Origin of the sequence: Pseudomonas brassicacearum (genome assembly GCF_003732225.1) — a bacterium.
Taxonomy (GTDB): Bacteria; Pseudomonadota; Gammaproteobacteria; order Pseudomonadales; family Pseudomonadaceae; genus Aquipseudomonas; species Aquipseudomonas brassicacearum_E.
Genome location: NZ_MOBJ01000006.1, coordinates 25,617 through 39,842 on the forward strand (window position 1 = coordinate 25,617; position 14,226 = coordinate 39,842).

The following is a 14,226-nucleotide window of genomic DNA, read 5'->3' on the forward strand; positions in this document are numbered from 1 at the left end:
ATGAGCGCAGTGATCGATACTTCTCGCCGTGATTTTCTGAAAAGCAGTGCCGTGCTCGGCGCAGGCCTGGTGGTGGCGTTTGTGATTCCGGTAGGCAACCGCTTCGCGCAGGCCGCGTCGGCGCCGGACGCAGTGTTCGCCCCCAACGCTTTTTTGCGCATCGCACCCGATGGCGGCGTGACCATTCTCTTGGGCCACTCCGAGATGGGGCAGGGGATCTGGACCGGCCTGACCATGTTGATTGCCGAAGAGCTGGATGCCGACTGGACGAAGATTCGCGTCGAGCATGCACCGGCATCGGCGGCCGATTATGGTCTGCCAGCCTTCGGTAACATGCAGATTACCGGCGGCTCGACCTCGACCTGGATGGAGTTCGACCGCTACCGTCAGGCCGGCGCGGCCGCGCGCTTGATGCTGATCGAGGCCGCCGCCAAGCGGTTCAACATCGCGCCCTCGAAAATACGAACCGAGCCTGGCGTGGTGATCGCCGGTGATCAGCGCGCCACTTACGGTGAGTTGGCCAATGACGCCGGCAAGCTGCCGGCGCCGGATCCGGCGTCGATCAAACTCAAGGAGGCCAAGGACTGGAAGATCATCGGCAAACCGACCAAACGGCTGGATACCCCGGAAAAAATCACCGGCCAGGCGAAATTTGGCATGGACGTGCAGTTCGATGGGTTGCTGACGGCAATGGTCGCGCGCTCACCAGTGTTCGGTGGTAGCGTCAAATCATTCGACGGCGCGGCGGCGCTGGCACTGCCGGGCGTGCATAAAGTCGTGCAGGTGCCGACGGGCATCGCGGTGGTGGCCGATCATTATTGGGCGGCGAAACTCGGTCGCGATGCGCTGAAAATCGACTGGGACCTGGGCCCCAACGCCGGGCTCGACAGCGACGCCTTGCTGAAAAATTTCCGAAAACTTGCCGCAATTCCCGGGGCCCCGGCCAGCCAGGCGGGCGATATCAGTGCCGCGTTGAGCAAGGCGGTGAAGACGATTGATGTTGAATACAACGTTCCTTACCTGGCCCATGCACCGATGGAGCCGCTCAACTGCACGGTAAAAATCACCCCGGACAAATGCGAGATCTGGACTGGCACCCAATTCCAGACGCTGGACCAAATGGTTGCGGCGAAAATCACCGGGCTCAAACCCGAGCAGGTCGAGATTCATACCGAGTTTCTTGGGGGTGGTTTTGGTCGTCGAGCCAATCCGACCTCGGACTTTGTCAGCGAAGCGGTGCAAGTTGCCAAAGCGGCCGGTGCACCAGTGAAAACTGTCTGGTCGCGGGAGGACGACATACGCGGTGGTTACTATCGCTCGGCGTTCCTCCATCACGCGCGCATTGGCCTGGACGCCAAGGGCATGCCTCAGGCCTGGCAACACGTACTGGTCGGGCAGTCGATCATGGACGGCACCTCATTCGAAGCGACGATGGTCAAGAACGGCGTCGATGCCACCTCGGTCGAAGGCGTGGCCGATAGCCCGTATATCAAGGGGCTGGCCAATCATCTGGTCGATCTGCATTCGCCGAAAACCGGCATCAGCGTGCTCTGGATGCGTTCTGTGGGGCACACCCACACGGCGTTTGTCATTGAGTCATTGATCGATGAACTGGCCACGGCGGCCGGCAAGGACCCGGTGGAATACCGACGGACCTTGCTCAAGGAGCATCCGCGACATCTGGGGGTGCTGAACCTGGCAGTGGAAAAGGCCAACTGGAAGGCGCCGTTGCCGGCGGGGCACGCGTTGGGTGTGGCGGTGCATGAGTCGTTTGGCAGTTACGTTGCGCAGGTCGCCGAGGTGTCCCAGGACAACCTGAAGATCCGCGTGCACCGGGTGGTCTGTGCGGTCGATTGCGGGATTGCGGTGAACCCGGCGAGCATTGCCGCGCAGATGGAATCGGGCATCACCTTTGGCCTGGGGTTCACCTTGCACAGCAAGCTGACCTTCAAGGACGGGCAGGTGGTGCAGTCCAATTACCATGACTTTCAGGTGTTGCGTCTGAATGAAATGCCGGTGGTCGAGGTGCACATCGTCCCCAGCACCGATAAGCCGGGCGGCATCGGCGAGACCGGGGTGCCACCGACGGCTCCGGCGGTGGCTAATGCGGTGTTTGCCCTGACCGGGCAACGGTTGCGTGAACTGCCTTTGCAACTCGCGGGGGTGTGAGATGAGGCGACATCTATTTTTGGGCGCGTTGCTGTTGTTAGGGGTGGGCGGCTACACCTCTGAACTGTTTGCCGACGATCAAGCCGCACTGGCGGCGTTTGCCACGGTGCAGAAGGTGTTCCAGAGCCCGCGCTGCCAGAACTGCCATATTCCCGGTGATTCGCCCTTGCAGTTCGATGCCGGGAAACCGCATGGCATGAACGTGGTTCGCGGTACGGACGGTAAAGGTTCGGCGGGCCTGCCGTGTGCAACCTGCCACGCGGACACTAACCCGCCCGCCAGCTACGGCCCCCACGCGCCACCGGGTGCACCGCATTGGGGCTTGCCTTCAGCTGCACATAAAATGGCCTGGATCGGTCTGCCGGCCGATCGGCTGTGCCAGATGATCAAGGACCGTTCGAGCAACGGCGACCGTGATTTTGCCGCGCTGATCACCCATGTCAGTGACGACAAACTGGTGCTCTGGGGCTGGAATCCCGGTGGTAACAGGACGCCGGTACCCGTGCCTCACGATATTTTTGTCACCCAGTTCAAGCTGTGGGCAGCAGCGGGTGGGCCGTGCCCGGTGGCGGGGAGCTAGACGGGATCCGCTCGCAGGCTGGTATGAGGCTGAGGGTTACTTGGCGAACAACTGTTCGATGTCCTTGAACGCCTTGAACTCCAGCGCGTTGCCGCACGGGTCGAACAGAAACATCGTCGCCTGCTCGCCCACCAGTCCCTTGAAACGAATACCCGGCTCGATCACAAAGCGCGTGCCCAGTGACGTGAGCCGTTCGGCCAGGGACTCCCATTCATCCATCGACAGGACCACGCCGAAATGTGGAACCGGCACTTCATGGCCGTCCACGGCATTGGTGTGGGCGGACTCCTGAGTGGCGGTTTTCGGGTGTTCGTGGATGACCAATTGGTGGCCGAAAAAGTTGAAATCCACCCAATGTTCGCTTGAGCGTCCTTCTTCCAGGCCGAACACCTGGCCATAGAAAAGCCGCGCGGCGGCAAGGTCATAAACCGGAATGGCCAGATGAAACGGGGAAAGACGCATGATGATCAAGCCTCGATGACAGGGAAGTTGAGCTGATTCTAGTCTTGTGATTTTTGATTAAAAGACGATAATTTTTGCCTCCAGCTCAAATAAAATCGATCAATCGAGGCGCTCATGCTGCGTGAACTGAAAACCTTCATCGCAGTGACTCGCTATGGCACGTTCGCCGCAGCCGGCATGCACATTGGCCTGACGCAGTCGGCCGTCAGCGCGCAAATGCGCAATCTGGAGCAGGCGCTGGGTATTCGCCTGTTCGACCGCACCGGACGTCAGGCGATCCTCAATGCCGCAGGCCAGCGGGCGTTGCCGATGGCACGGGAAATCCTTGAGACCTTCCAGCGCATGGCGGTCAGCGACGACGTCAGTGAGTTTCGCGGTGAATTGAGAATCGGCGCTGTAGCCACCGCCCAGACCGGTCTGCTGCCTCAGGCATTGCTGCGTTTGCGCCAGCAGGCGCCGTTGCTCGAGCCCAAACTGGTCCCCGGCGTATCACTCAACCTGTTAAGCCAGGTCGACGCCGGAGAGCTCGACCTGGCGATCCTGATCAAACCACCCTTTGAGTTGCCCAAGGAGCTGTCGGCCCAAGTGCTTCGGCAGGAGCCCTTTGTGTTGATCGTGCCGCCGGACCTTGAAGGCGAGGATCCATTGCAGGTGCTCGGCACCCACCCGCATGTGCGCTATGACCGCAACTCGTTCGGTGGGCGTCTGGTGACACGATTTCTGCGCGAGCAGCAGATTGAGGTGCGGGTCGCGCTGGAACTCGATGAGCTGGAGGCGATTGTGAAAATGGTCGAGTGCGGGCTGGGTGTCTCTCTACTTCCCAAGGCCGGGCTCTGGCTTGAGCATGGGGCGAACGTCAGGATCATCCCGCTAGGCGAACTGACGTTCTATCGGGAGATCGTGCTGCTACAGCGTTACAGCCAGCGCACACAACCGATCCAGCAGTTGTTTGCCCGATGTCTGACGCAGCTCGACGGCTGACCCTATAACCCTGTGGGAGCGAGCTTGCTCGCGATGAGGCCGTAACATTCAACATTAACGTCGCCTGTCAGTACGCTATCGCGAGCAAGCTCGCTCCCACAGTGGTTCGTGGCGGGTCTGAAACTGCGTCCACAAAAAACCCGCCTATCGGCGGGTTTCTTGTCAAGGCGTGAAGATCACTCTTCGATGTTGCCCATGGCGGTGGTGTTGAAGCCGCCGTCCACGTACATGATTTCGCCGCTGATACCGGACGCCAGGTCCGAGCACAGGAAGGCGCCGGCGTTGCCGACTTCGTCAATGGTGACGTTGCGACGCAGTGGAGTTTGCGCTTCGTTGGCGGCCAGCATTTTACGGAAGTTCTTGATGCCGGATGCGGCCAACGTGCGGATCGGGCCAGCCGATACCGCGTTGACGCGGGTACCTTCCGGGCCCAGGGAGCCAGCCAGGTAACGCACGCCTGCTTCCAGGGAAGCCTTGGCCATGCCCATCACGTTGTAGTTCGGCATGGTGCGCTCGGCGCCCAGGTACGACAGGGTCAGCAGGCTGCCATTGCGACCTTTCATCATGTCGCGGCCGGCTTTGGCCAGCGCCACGAAGCTGTAGGCGCTGATGTCGTGAGCGATGCGGAAGCCTTCACGGGTGGTGGCTTCGGTGAAGTCGCCGTCCAGTTGGTCGCCCGGTGCGAAGCCAACGGAGTGCACGATGCAATCCAGGCCGTCCCACTTCTTGCTCAGCTCTTCGAATACCTTGGCGATTTCTTCATCGCTGGCCACGTCGCACGGGAAGCACAGCTCAGGGCTCGAACCCCAGCCTTGTGCGAACTCTTCGACACGCCCCTTGAGTTTGTCGTTCTGATAAGTGAAGGCAAGCTCAGCGCCCTCGCGATGCATGGCGGCAGCGATACCTGATGCGATGGACAGCTTGCTGGCGACACCGACGATCAGTACGCGCTTACCGGCGAGAAAACCCATGTGTTGCTCCTCTTTCAGGTTATTCGGCAACTGCTGGTGCCAGGAAAGCGGCCTCCAGCAACTGCTGTGTATAGGGATGTTGCGGTGCGGCAAAGATACCTTGCGCATCACCTTGTTCGACCACTTGGCCATGCTTGATCACCATCAACTGGTGGCTCAGCGCTTTAACCACAGCCAGGTCATGGCTGATAAACAGATACGTCAGGTTGTACTTGCTTTGCAGTGAGCGCAGCAGCTCAACCACTTGGCGTTGCACGGTGCGGTCGAGGGCCGAGGTCGGCTCGTCCAGCAAAATCAACGCCGGCTTTAGCACCAGGGCTCGGGCAATGGCGATTCTCTGCCGTTGTCCGCCGGAAAACTCATGGGGGTAGCGGTGCCGGGTTCCGGGGTCCAGACCGACTTCCTTGAGTGCCGCGATAATCGCCAGCTCCTGTTCGGCCGCCGTGCCGATCTTGTGTATCCGCAGGCCTTCGCCGACGATCTCGCTCACGCACATTCGCGGGCTCAAGCTGCCGTAAGGATCCTGGAAAACCACCTGCATTTCCCGCCGTAGCGGCCTTACCTGTTGCTGCGACAGGCAGTCTAGCTGCTGGCCTTCAAAACGAATCGCGCCTTTGCTGGCAATCAACCGCAAAATCGCCAGGCCCAGTGTGGACTTGCCCGAACCACTCTCGCCGACGATGCCCAGGGTCTGACCCTGAGGCAGGCTGAAGTTGATTCCGTCTACGGCTTTGACGTAATCGACGGTGTTGCGCAAAAAGCCTTTTTTGATCGGGAACCAGACTTTCAGGTCCTCGACCTGCAGCAATGGCGGGCCGATTACATTGGTCGCCGGGTTACCGCGAGGCTCCGCTGCCAGCAGCTCCCGGGTGTAGGGATGCTGCGGCGCGCGGAACAGTTCTTCGCACGACGCCTGTTCGACGATGCATCCGCGTTGCATGACACATACGCGATGCGCAATTCTCTGGACCAGGTTCAAATCGTGGCTGATCAGCAGCAAGGCCATGCCCAGGCGGGCCTGTAGCTCCTTGAGCAGTTCAAGGATTTTCAACTGAACGGTCACGTCCAGTGCGGTGGTCGGCTCGTCGGCGATCAGCAGTTCCGGCTCGTTCGCCAGGGCCATGGCGATCATCACACGCTGGCGCTGGCCGCCGGACAATTCGTGGGGCAGGGCCTTGAGCCGTTTGTGCGGTTCGGGAATGCCCACCAGTTCCAGCAGCTCCAGGGTGCGTTTGGTCGCGACCTTGCCGGTCAGGCCCTTGTGGATGCCCAGCACTTCGTTGATCTGTTTCTCGATCGAGTGCAGCGGGTTGAGCGAGGTCATCGGCTCCTGAAAGATCATCGCGATCCGGTTGCCACGAATGTGCCGGATGGTTTTCTCTTTCAGCGACAGCAGGTCATGCCCTGAATAGTTGATGGTGCCGGTGGGGTGCCGCGCCAAAGGGTAGGGCAGCAGGCGCAGGATCGAGTGCGCCGTGACCGATTTGCCCGAACCGCTTTCACCGACCAGTGCCAGGGTTTCACCGCGCTTGATGTCGAAACTGACGCCTTCAACCACCCGTTGCACGTGCTCGCCGACCACAAACTCGACAGAGAGGTTGCGCACTTCGATCAGATTATCCTGATTCATTTCACTTCCTCGGGTCGAAGGCATCGCGAGCGGACTCGCCGATAAACACCAGCAAACTCAACATCACCGCCAGCACCGCAAAGGCGCTCATGCCCAGCCACGGCGCTTGCAGGTTGGATTTGCCCTGAGCCACCAGTTCACCCAGCGATGCGCTGCCTGCCGGCAGGCCGAAGCCGAGGAAGTCCAGCGCGGTCAGGGTGCCGATGGCGCCGGTCAGGATGAATGGCATGAAGGTCATGGTCGAGACCATGGCGTTGGGCAGGATATGGCGGAACATGATTGCGCCGTTCTGCATGCCCAGCGCCCGGGCGGCGCGTACGTATTCCAGGTTGCGCCCGCGGAGGAACTCGGCGCGGACCACGTCGACCAGGCTCATCCAGGAAAACAGCAGCATGATCCCCAGCAGCCACCAGAAGTTCGGCTGCACGAAACTGGCGAGGATGATCAGCAGGTACAGCACGGGCAAACCCGACCAGATCTCGAGGAAGCGTTGCCCGGCCAAATCAACCCAGCCACCATAGAAACCCTGCAAGGCCCCGGCGATCACGCCGATGATCGAGCTCAGAATGGTCAGCGTCAGCGCAAACAGTACCGACACCCGGAAGCCGTAAATCACCCGCGCGAGCACGTCGCGGCCCTGATCGTCGGTACCCAGCAGGTTGTCTGCCGAGGGCGGCGCCGGGGCCGGGACTTTCAGGTCGTAGTTGATGCTTTGGTAGCTGAATGGGATCGGTGCCCACAAGGTCCAGGCGTCCTTGGCCTTGAGCAGTTCGCGGATGTACGGGCTCTTGTAGTTGGCTTCCAGCGGGAATTCGCCGCCGAAGGTGGTTTCCGGGTAACGTTTGAGCGCCGGGAAGTACCATTGGCCGTCGTAACGCACCGCCAGCGGTTTGTCGTTGGCGATCAGCTCGGCGCCGAGGCTGGCGCCAAACAGGATCAAAAACAGCCACAGCGACCACCAGCCGCGCTTGTTGGCCTTGAACCGTTCGAAACGTCGGCGATTGAGAGGGGACAGGTTCATCTCAATGCTCCCGGTGTTCGAAGTCGATGCGTGGATCGACCAGGGTGTAGGTGAGGTCGCCAATCAGTTTCACCACCAGCCCCAGCAGGGTGAAGATGAACAGGGTGCCGAACACCACCGGGTAGTCGCGGTTGATCGCCGCTTCGAAACTCATCAGGCCCATGCCGTCGAGCGAGAAGATCACCTCCACCAGCAATGAGCCGGTGAAGAAGATCCCGATGAAGGCCGAGGGGAAACCGGCGATCACCAGCAGCATGGCGTTGCGAAACACATGGCCGTAGAGCACGCGATGCCGGGTCAGGCCTTTGGCTTTCGCGGTGACGACATACTGTTTGTTGATCTCGTCGAGGAAGCTGTTTTTGGTCAACAGGGTCATGGTCGCAAAGTTACCGATCACCAACGCTGTCACCGGCAGCGCTATGTGCCAGAAGTAATCGCGGATCTTGCCGGCCCAGCTCAGTTCGCCGAAGTTGTTCGAGGTGAGGCCGCGCAGGGGAAACCAGTCCAGGTAGCTGCCGCCGGCAAACACCACGATCAGCAGAATCGCGAACAGGAAGGCCGGGATAGCATAACCGACGATGATCGCCGAACTGGTCCACACGTCGAAATGGCTGCCGTGCCGGGTGGCCTTGGCGATCCCCAGCGGGATCGACACCAGGTACATGATCAGCGTGCTCCAGAGCCCGAGGGAGATCGACACCGGCATCTTTTCCTTGATCAGGTCAATGACCTTGGCGTCGCGGAAGAAGCTGTCGCCGAAATCCAGGGTGGCGTAGTTCTTGATCATGATCCACAAGCGTTCCGGCGCCGATTTGTCGAAGCCGTACATGTGCTCGATTTCCTTGACCAGCGCCGGGTCCAGCCCCTGCGCGCCGCGATAGCTGGAACCGGCTACCGAGACTTCGGCACCGCCGCCGGCAATGCGGCTGGTAGCGCCTTCGAAGCCTTCGAGTTTGGCGATCATCTGTTCCACCGGGCCGCCGGGCGCGGCCTGGATGATCACGAAGTTGATCAGCAGAATGCCGAACAGGGTTGGAATGATCAGCAACAGTCGCCGAAAAATATACGCCAGCATCTTATTGCTCCACGCCCGCAGGATCGGTTTGCTCTTTGGTCAGCACTTCGATCGCAGGTTGTGCGTCGGGTTTGATCCACCAGGTGGAAATGCCCACGTCATTGGTTGGTGAGACTTTCGGGTGGCCAATGTGATTCCAGTAAGCCACGCGCCAGGTCTTGATGTGCCAGTTGGGGATCACGTAATAGCCCCATTGCAACACCCGGTCGAGCGCCCGGGCGTGGGCTACCAGGCTTTTGCGCGAATCGGCATTGATCAGCTCTTCGACCAGTTGATCGACTACCGGGTCTTTCAGGCCCATGTAGTTACGGCTGCCGGGTTTGTCGGCGCTTTCGGACTTCCAGAATTCGCGCTGCTCGTTACCCGGTGAACTGGACTGCGGGAAGCTGCCAACCACCATGTCGAAGTCGCGCGAGCGTACCCGGTTGATGTACTGCGACACGTCGACCCGGCGAATCACCAGATCAATCCCCAGGTCACTCATGTTGCGCTTGAACGGCAGCAACACCCGCTCGAACTCGGTCTGCGCCAGCAGGAACTCGATGCTCACCGGTTTGCCGGTGGCGTCGACCATCTTGTCGTCGACGATCCGCCAGCCGGCTTCCTGCAACAGCTGATAGGCCTTGCGCTGTTGGGCGCGGATCATCCCGCTGCCGTCACAGACGGAGTTCTGGAATGCTTCGCTGAAAACCTGATCGGGGATTTTGCCTCGGAACGGATCGAGGATCGCCAGCTGATCCTGATCCGGCAGGCCGGTGGCGGCCATTTCGGAGTTTTCGAAGTAACTTCGGGTGCGCGCGTAGGCACCGTTGAACAACTGCTTGTTGGTCCATTCGAAGTCCAGCAACAGGCTCAGGGCCTGGCGCACGCGCACGTCCTGAAACACCGGGCGACGCAGGTTGAAGACGAAGCCCTGCATACCGGTGGAGTTGCCGTTCGGGATTTGTTCCTTGATCAGGCGACCCTCGGTAACGGCCGGAGTGTTGTAGGCGTTGGCCCAGTTTTTCGCGCTCATCTCCTGCCAGTAATCGAACTGCCCGGCCTTCAGTGCTTCCAGCGCGACGGTGTTGTCGCGGTAGTAATCGGTGGTCATGGTGTCGAAGTTGTAGAAGCCTCGATTGACCGGCAGGTCCTTGCCCCAGTAATCCTTGACCCGCTCATAGCGGATCGAGCGCCCGGCCTTGACCTCACTGACCTTGTACGGGCCACTGCCCAGCGGGATTTCCAGATTGCCTTTGCTGAAGTCGCGGTTTTCCCACCAGTGCTTGGGCAATACCGCGAGCTGTCCGAGGATCAGCGGCAGCTCGCGGTTGCTGGTGTGCTTGAACTTGAACAGCACCCGCAACGGGTCTTCGGCGATCACTTCGTCGACGTCGCTGTAGTAACCGCGATACAGCGGCGCACCGCTTTTCATCAGGGTCTGGAAGCTGAACACCACGTCTTCGGCACGCACCGGATGGCCGTCATGGAAACGCGCTTCGGGGCGCAGGTAGAAGCGTACCCAGCTGTTGTCCGGGGCCTTTTCGATTTTGCCGGCGATCAAGCCGTATTCGGTAAACGGCTCATCCAGCCCTTGTTTGGCCAGGGTGTCGTAGATCAGGCCGATATCCTCGGCAGCCACACCCTTGCTGATGAACGGGTTGAGGCTGTCGAAGCCACCGAAGCCGGCCTGACGAAAGATTCCGCCTTTGGGCGCGTCCGGGTTCACGTAGTCGAAGTGTTTGAAATCGGCCGGGTACTTCGGCGGTTCGTTGTACAGGGTCAAGGCGTGCTGCGGGGCGGCGTGGGCTGTGCAGGCAAGCCCCGCAAAGACCAGACCCAGCAGGGTACGCAAACGCATCATTGGGCTTTCTCCGAAGTCTTCAGCCACCAGGCATTCAGCCCCAGGGTGTAGGGCGGCGTGGTGACGAAGGCGAACCGGTTGCGGTACGCCAGGCGATGATAATTGATATACCAGTTGGGAATGCTGTAGTGCTGCCACAAGAGCACCCGGTCCAGCGCAAAGCCTGCCGCCAGTTGCTCGTCACGGGATTTTGCCGCGAGCAGTTGTTCCAGCAGATGATCGATCACCGGGCTGGCAACACCCGCGTAATTCTTGCTGCCCTTGACCGAGGCCTGGCTCGAGTGGAAGTACTGCCACTGCTCAAGTCCGGGGCTGAGGGTTTGATCGAGGGTCATCAGGATCATATCGAAATCGAACTGGTCGAGACGTTGCTTGTACTGGGCACGGTCGACCGTGCGCAGATGGGCGTCAATGCCAATGCTGGCGAGATTCTCGGCGTAAGGCTGGAGGATGCGCTCCAGGTTCGGATTGACCAGCAGGATTTCGAAACGCAGTGGTTGTCCGGCGGCGTTTTGCAGGCGCTGGCCATTGAGCTTCCAGCCGGCCTCGGCGAGCAAACCCAGTGCCCGGCGCAGGGTTTCCCGGGGGATGCCGCGGCCGTCGGTCTGCGGCAGGCTGAAGGGTTCGGTAAACAGTTTGGCGGGGAGCTGATCGCGGTAAGGCGAGAGCATTAGCCATTCATGGCCGACCGGCAGCCCTGCGGCGGAAAATGCGCTGTTGGGGTAGTAGCTGGTGGCCCGTTTGTAGGCGCCGCTGAACAGCGTGCGGTTGGTCCACTCAAAGTCGAACATCAAACCCAGGGCCTCTCGCACCTTGTCGTCGGCAAACGTGCCGCGCCGGGTGTTCATGAACAGGCCTTGGGTCTGGGTCGGAATCTGGTGGTCGATCTGCGCCTTGATCACCTCGCCACGCCGCACGGCGGGGAAGTTGTAGCCATTGGCCCAGTTTTTTGCCTGGTGCTCGATGTAGATGTCGAATTCGCCGGCCTTGAACGCCTCGAAAGCCACGTCGCTGTCACGATAGAACTCGACCTCGACGCGATCATAGTTGTACTTGCCGCGATTGACCGGCAGGTCCTTGCCCCAGTAATCCTTGACCCGCTCGAACACCAGCTGTCGCCCCGGCTGAACCTGGGTGATGCGATAAGGGCCGCTGCCCAGCGGTGGTTCGAAGGTGGTGGCCTTGAAATCGCGACCTTCCCAGTAGTGTTGCGGCAATACCGGCAACTCGCCCAGACGCAGGATCAGCAACGGGTTGCCGGCCCGCTTGAACACGAAACGGATGCGCTGCGGGTTGAGGATGTCGACCCGCTGCACTTCCTGAAGGTTGGTACGGTATTGCGGATGACCTTCCTTGAGCAGCAGCCGGTAGGAGAACGCAACGTCATCGGCAGTGATCGGCGTGCCGTCGTGGAAGCGCGCTTCCGGGCGCAGGTTGAACACCACCCAGCTACGGTCTTCGCTGTATTCGACAGATTGGGCAATCAACCCGTAACTGGACGCGGGTTCATCGCCGGACGGTGCGTATTGGCCGGTGCCGACCATCAGCGGTTCATTCAGCTCATTGATGCCGTACTGCAGGAAGTTCGGGGTCGCGACCGGGCTGGTGCCCTTGAAAGTGTAGGGGTTGAGCGTATCGAAGGTGCCAAACGCCATGACCCGCAAGGTACCGCCCTTGGGCGCTTGCGGGTTTACCCAGTCGAAGTGGGTGAATCTGGTGGGGTACTTGAGTGTGCCGAACTGCGCATAACCATGGCTTTCGCTGATCGTTGCGCTTGCGGGGAAGCTCAAGGCCAGACTGATTAGGAGCAGGAGGAGGGGACGCATCGAGGCAGAGATCCGATCCAGGCGGCTTGGGCTTTGTGGACCGTACAGTAACAGCTTGTATCGACAGGAAAAAGGTAGGGGCTGAAAGCCGCGTAGAGGCGCAAAAAAGATCGCAGCCTGCGTAGGAGCTGCCGAAGGCTGCGATCTTTTCTTTTTAATGCGGGGAAGAAACCGTCAGCATCTGCCCTGGCTTGAGGGCCTGGCCAACACGTGGATTCCAGCGCTTGAGGTGTTGCATCTCAACGTTGAAACGCTTGGCGACCATGTACAGCGAGTCGCCTTGCTTGACCTTGTACTGGGTCTGTTTCTTGTTGTTGGCCGCAACCACCGTACTGGTGCGTGTGCTGCGCTTGCTGGTGTCTCGCATCACCAGGGTCTGGCCGACCTTGAGGTCCTTGCCGGTCAGCTTGTTCCAGTGTTGCAGGTCCTTGACGTCGACTTTGTTGGCCTTGGCGATCTGCGTCAGGTTATCGCCGCGCTTGACCCGATAGCTGCGCTTGAGCTTTGCCAGCTCTGTGTCGTCGGCACCTTCGAAAACCGGCTTGAGCTCACGCTTGCTGATCAGGTCTTCGGGCTTCATGGTCGACAGGCTGGCGGTCAGCAATTGCGCCTTGGAGGTTGGCACCAGCAAATGCTGGGGACCGTCGATGGTGGTGCGTTGCTTGAAGGCCGGGTTGAGCTGGAACAGCTCGTCTTCGTCGATGTTGGCCACTTCGGCAACCTTGGACAGGTCCATGCGCTGGTTGATTTCGACGACTTCGAAGTAGGGGCGGTTGGCGATCGGATTGAGGTTTACGCCATAGGCTTCCGGCGACAGAACGACTTGCGACAAGGCCAGCAGCTTGGGCACATACGCCTGGGTTTCCGCCGGCAGCGGCAGGTTCCAGTAGTCGGTGGGCAGACCAAGTTTTTCGTTACGCTCGATAGCCCGGCTGACCGTGCCTTCACCGGCGTTGTAGGCCGCCAGGGCCAGTAGCCAGTCACCGTTGAACATGTCGTGCAGGCGGGTCAGGTAGTCCATCGCCGCGATGGTCGATGCGGTAATGTCGCGACGACCGTCGTAGAAGCGGGTTTGACGCAGGTTGAAGTAACGCCCGGTGGACGGGATGAACTGCCACAGGCCGACCGCATCGGAGCGCGAGTAGGCCATCGGGTTGTAGGCGCTTTCGATCACTGGCAGCAGCGCCAGCTCCAGCGGCATGTTGCGTTCTTCAAGGCGTTCGACGATGTAATGGATGTACAGGCTGCCGCGTTCGCTGGCGCCTTGAAGAAACGATGGGTTGCTGGCAAACCACAGGCGTTGTTGCTCGATACGCGGGTTGACGCCCAGCCCGTCCTGCAACTGGAAGCCTTGGCGCATACGCTCCCAGACGTCCTGCGCGGCTAGCGGAGATGGCTTTTCGCTGAGCCAGATGGGTTTTTGCTTGGTCCGGGCGGAAAGCGTATGTGTCGCGTCGGTTTGCGGCACATGACTGGTGCTTTGGCAGCCCGCCAGAGTGGCGGACACAGCCACCGCGATGGCTTGAGCCAGGCGGGTCAATGCGTCTGAATTGATGGATTTACGTATAGATGACGACATTGGCTGGAAGTTAGTTCCGGGCAAAAATGTCGGGCGATTCTAGAAAGCGCACGGGGTGCGGTCAACCATTCAGAATTTTTGGACCAATA

11 protein-coding genes are annotated in these 14,226 nt (G+C 60.2%); 3 read left to right on the forward strand and 8 right to left on the reverse strand.

Annotated elements, in window-relative coordinates:
* Both BK659_RS07040 and BK659_RS07045 read left to right on the forward strand, forming a co-directional pair.
* Entirely contained in the window at window positions 1-2,169 is a 2,169-nt protein-coding gene (locus BK659_RS07040) for a xanthine dehydrogenase family protein molybdopterin-binding subunit (protein WP_123424372.1), read from the forward strand.
* 1 nt (window position 2,170) lies between these two features.
* The gene (locus tag BK659_RS07045; RefSeq protein ID WP_123424373.1) at window positions 2,171-2,749 is read left to right on the forward strand and encodes a hypothetical protein; all 579 of its coding nucleotides are present in this window, start codon (window positions 2,171-2,173) and stop codon (window positions 2,747-2,749) included.
* A 36-nt stretch (window positions 2,750-2,785) separates the two neighbouring features.
* Here the strand turns inward: BK659_RS07045 and BK659_RS07050 are convergent, their stop codons facing one another.
* Window positions 2,786-3,211 carry a VOC family protein gene (locus tag BK659_RS07050; RefSeq protein WP_123424374.1) on the reverse strand — a complete coding sequence of 142 codons (426 nt, stop codon included), beginning with the start codon at window positions 3,209-3,211 and terminating at the stop codon, window positions 2,786-2,788.
* Between the two features lie 114 nt (window positions 3,212-3,325).
* On the opposite strand from BK659_RS07050, the gene BK659_RS07055 reads away from it, so the two are divergent.
* On the forward strand, window positions 3,326-4,192 hold the full coding sequence (locus tag BK659_RS07055; RefSeq protein WP_123424375.1) for a LysR family transcriptional regulator: 867 nt from the start codon (window positions 3,326-3,328) through the stop codon (window positions 4,190-4,192).
* A 176-nt stretch (window positions 4,193-4,368) separates the two neighbouring features.
* On the opposite strand, the gene fabI is transcribed toward BK659_RS07055, so the two are convergent.
* From fabI to BK659_RS07095, 7 genes are all read right to left on the reverse strand, one after another.
* The gene (fabI, locus tag BK659_RS07065; protein WP_123424376.1) at window positions 4,369-5,163 is read right to left on the reverse strand and encodes an enoyl-ACP reductase FabI; all 795 of its coding nucleotides are present in this window, start codon (window positions 5,161-5,163) and stop codon (window positions 4,369-4,371) included.
* A 19-nt stretch (window positions 5,164-5,182) separates the two neighbouring features.
* Window positions 5,183-6,793, reverse strand: a complete 1,611-nt coding sequence (locus BK659_RS07070) for an ABC transporter ATP-binding protein (RefSeq protein WP_123424377.1) — start codon at window positions 6,791-6,793, stop codon at window positions 5,183-5,185.
* 1 nt (window position 6,794) lies between these two features.
* Window positions 6,795-7,814, reverse strand: a complete 1,020-nt coding sequence (locus BK659_RS07075) for an ABC transporter permease (RefSeq protein WP_123424378.1) — start codon at window positions 7,812-7,814, stop codon at window positions 6,795-6,797.
* 1 nt (window position 7,815) lies between these two features.
* A complete protein-coding gene (locus tag BK659_RS07080; protein ID WP_123424379.1) occupies window positions 7,816-8,889 on the reverse strand; it encodes a microcin C ABC transporter permease YejB in 1,074 nt (357 codons plus the stop codon).
* A gap of 1 nt (window position 8,890) precedes the next feature.
* Entirely contained in the window at window positions 8,891-10,732 is a 1,842-nt protein-coding gene (locus BK659_RS07085) for an extracellular solute-binding protein (protein ID WP_123424380.1), read from the reverse strand.
* Entirely contained in the window at window positions 10,729-12,558 is a 1,830-nt protein-coding gene (locus tag BK659_RS07090) for an extracellular solute-binding protein (protein ID WP_123424381.1), read from the reverse strand. Before BK659_RS07090 ends, BK659_RS07085 begins: the two co-directional genes overlap by 4 nt.
* 154 nt (window positions 12,559-12,712) lie before the next feature.
* Window positions 12,713-14,137, reverse strand: a complete 1,425-nt coding sequence (locus tag BK659_RS07095; RefSeq protein WP_123424382.1) for a transglycosylase SLT domain-containing protein — start codon at window positions 14,135-14,137, stop codon at window positions 12,713-12,715.
* Between the last annotated feature and the right edge of the window lie 89 nt (window positions 14,138-14,226).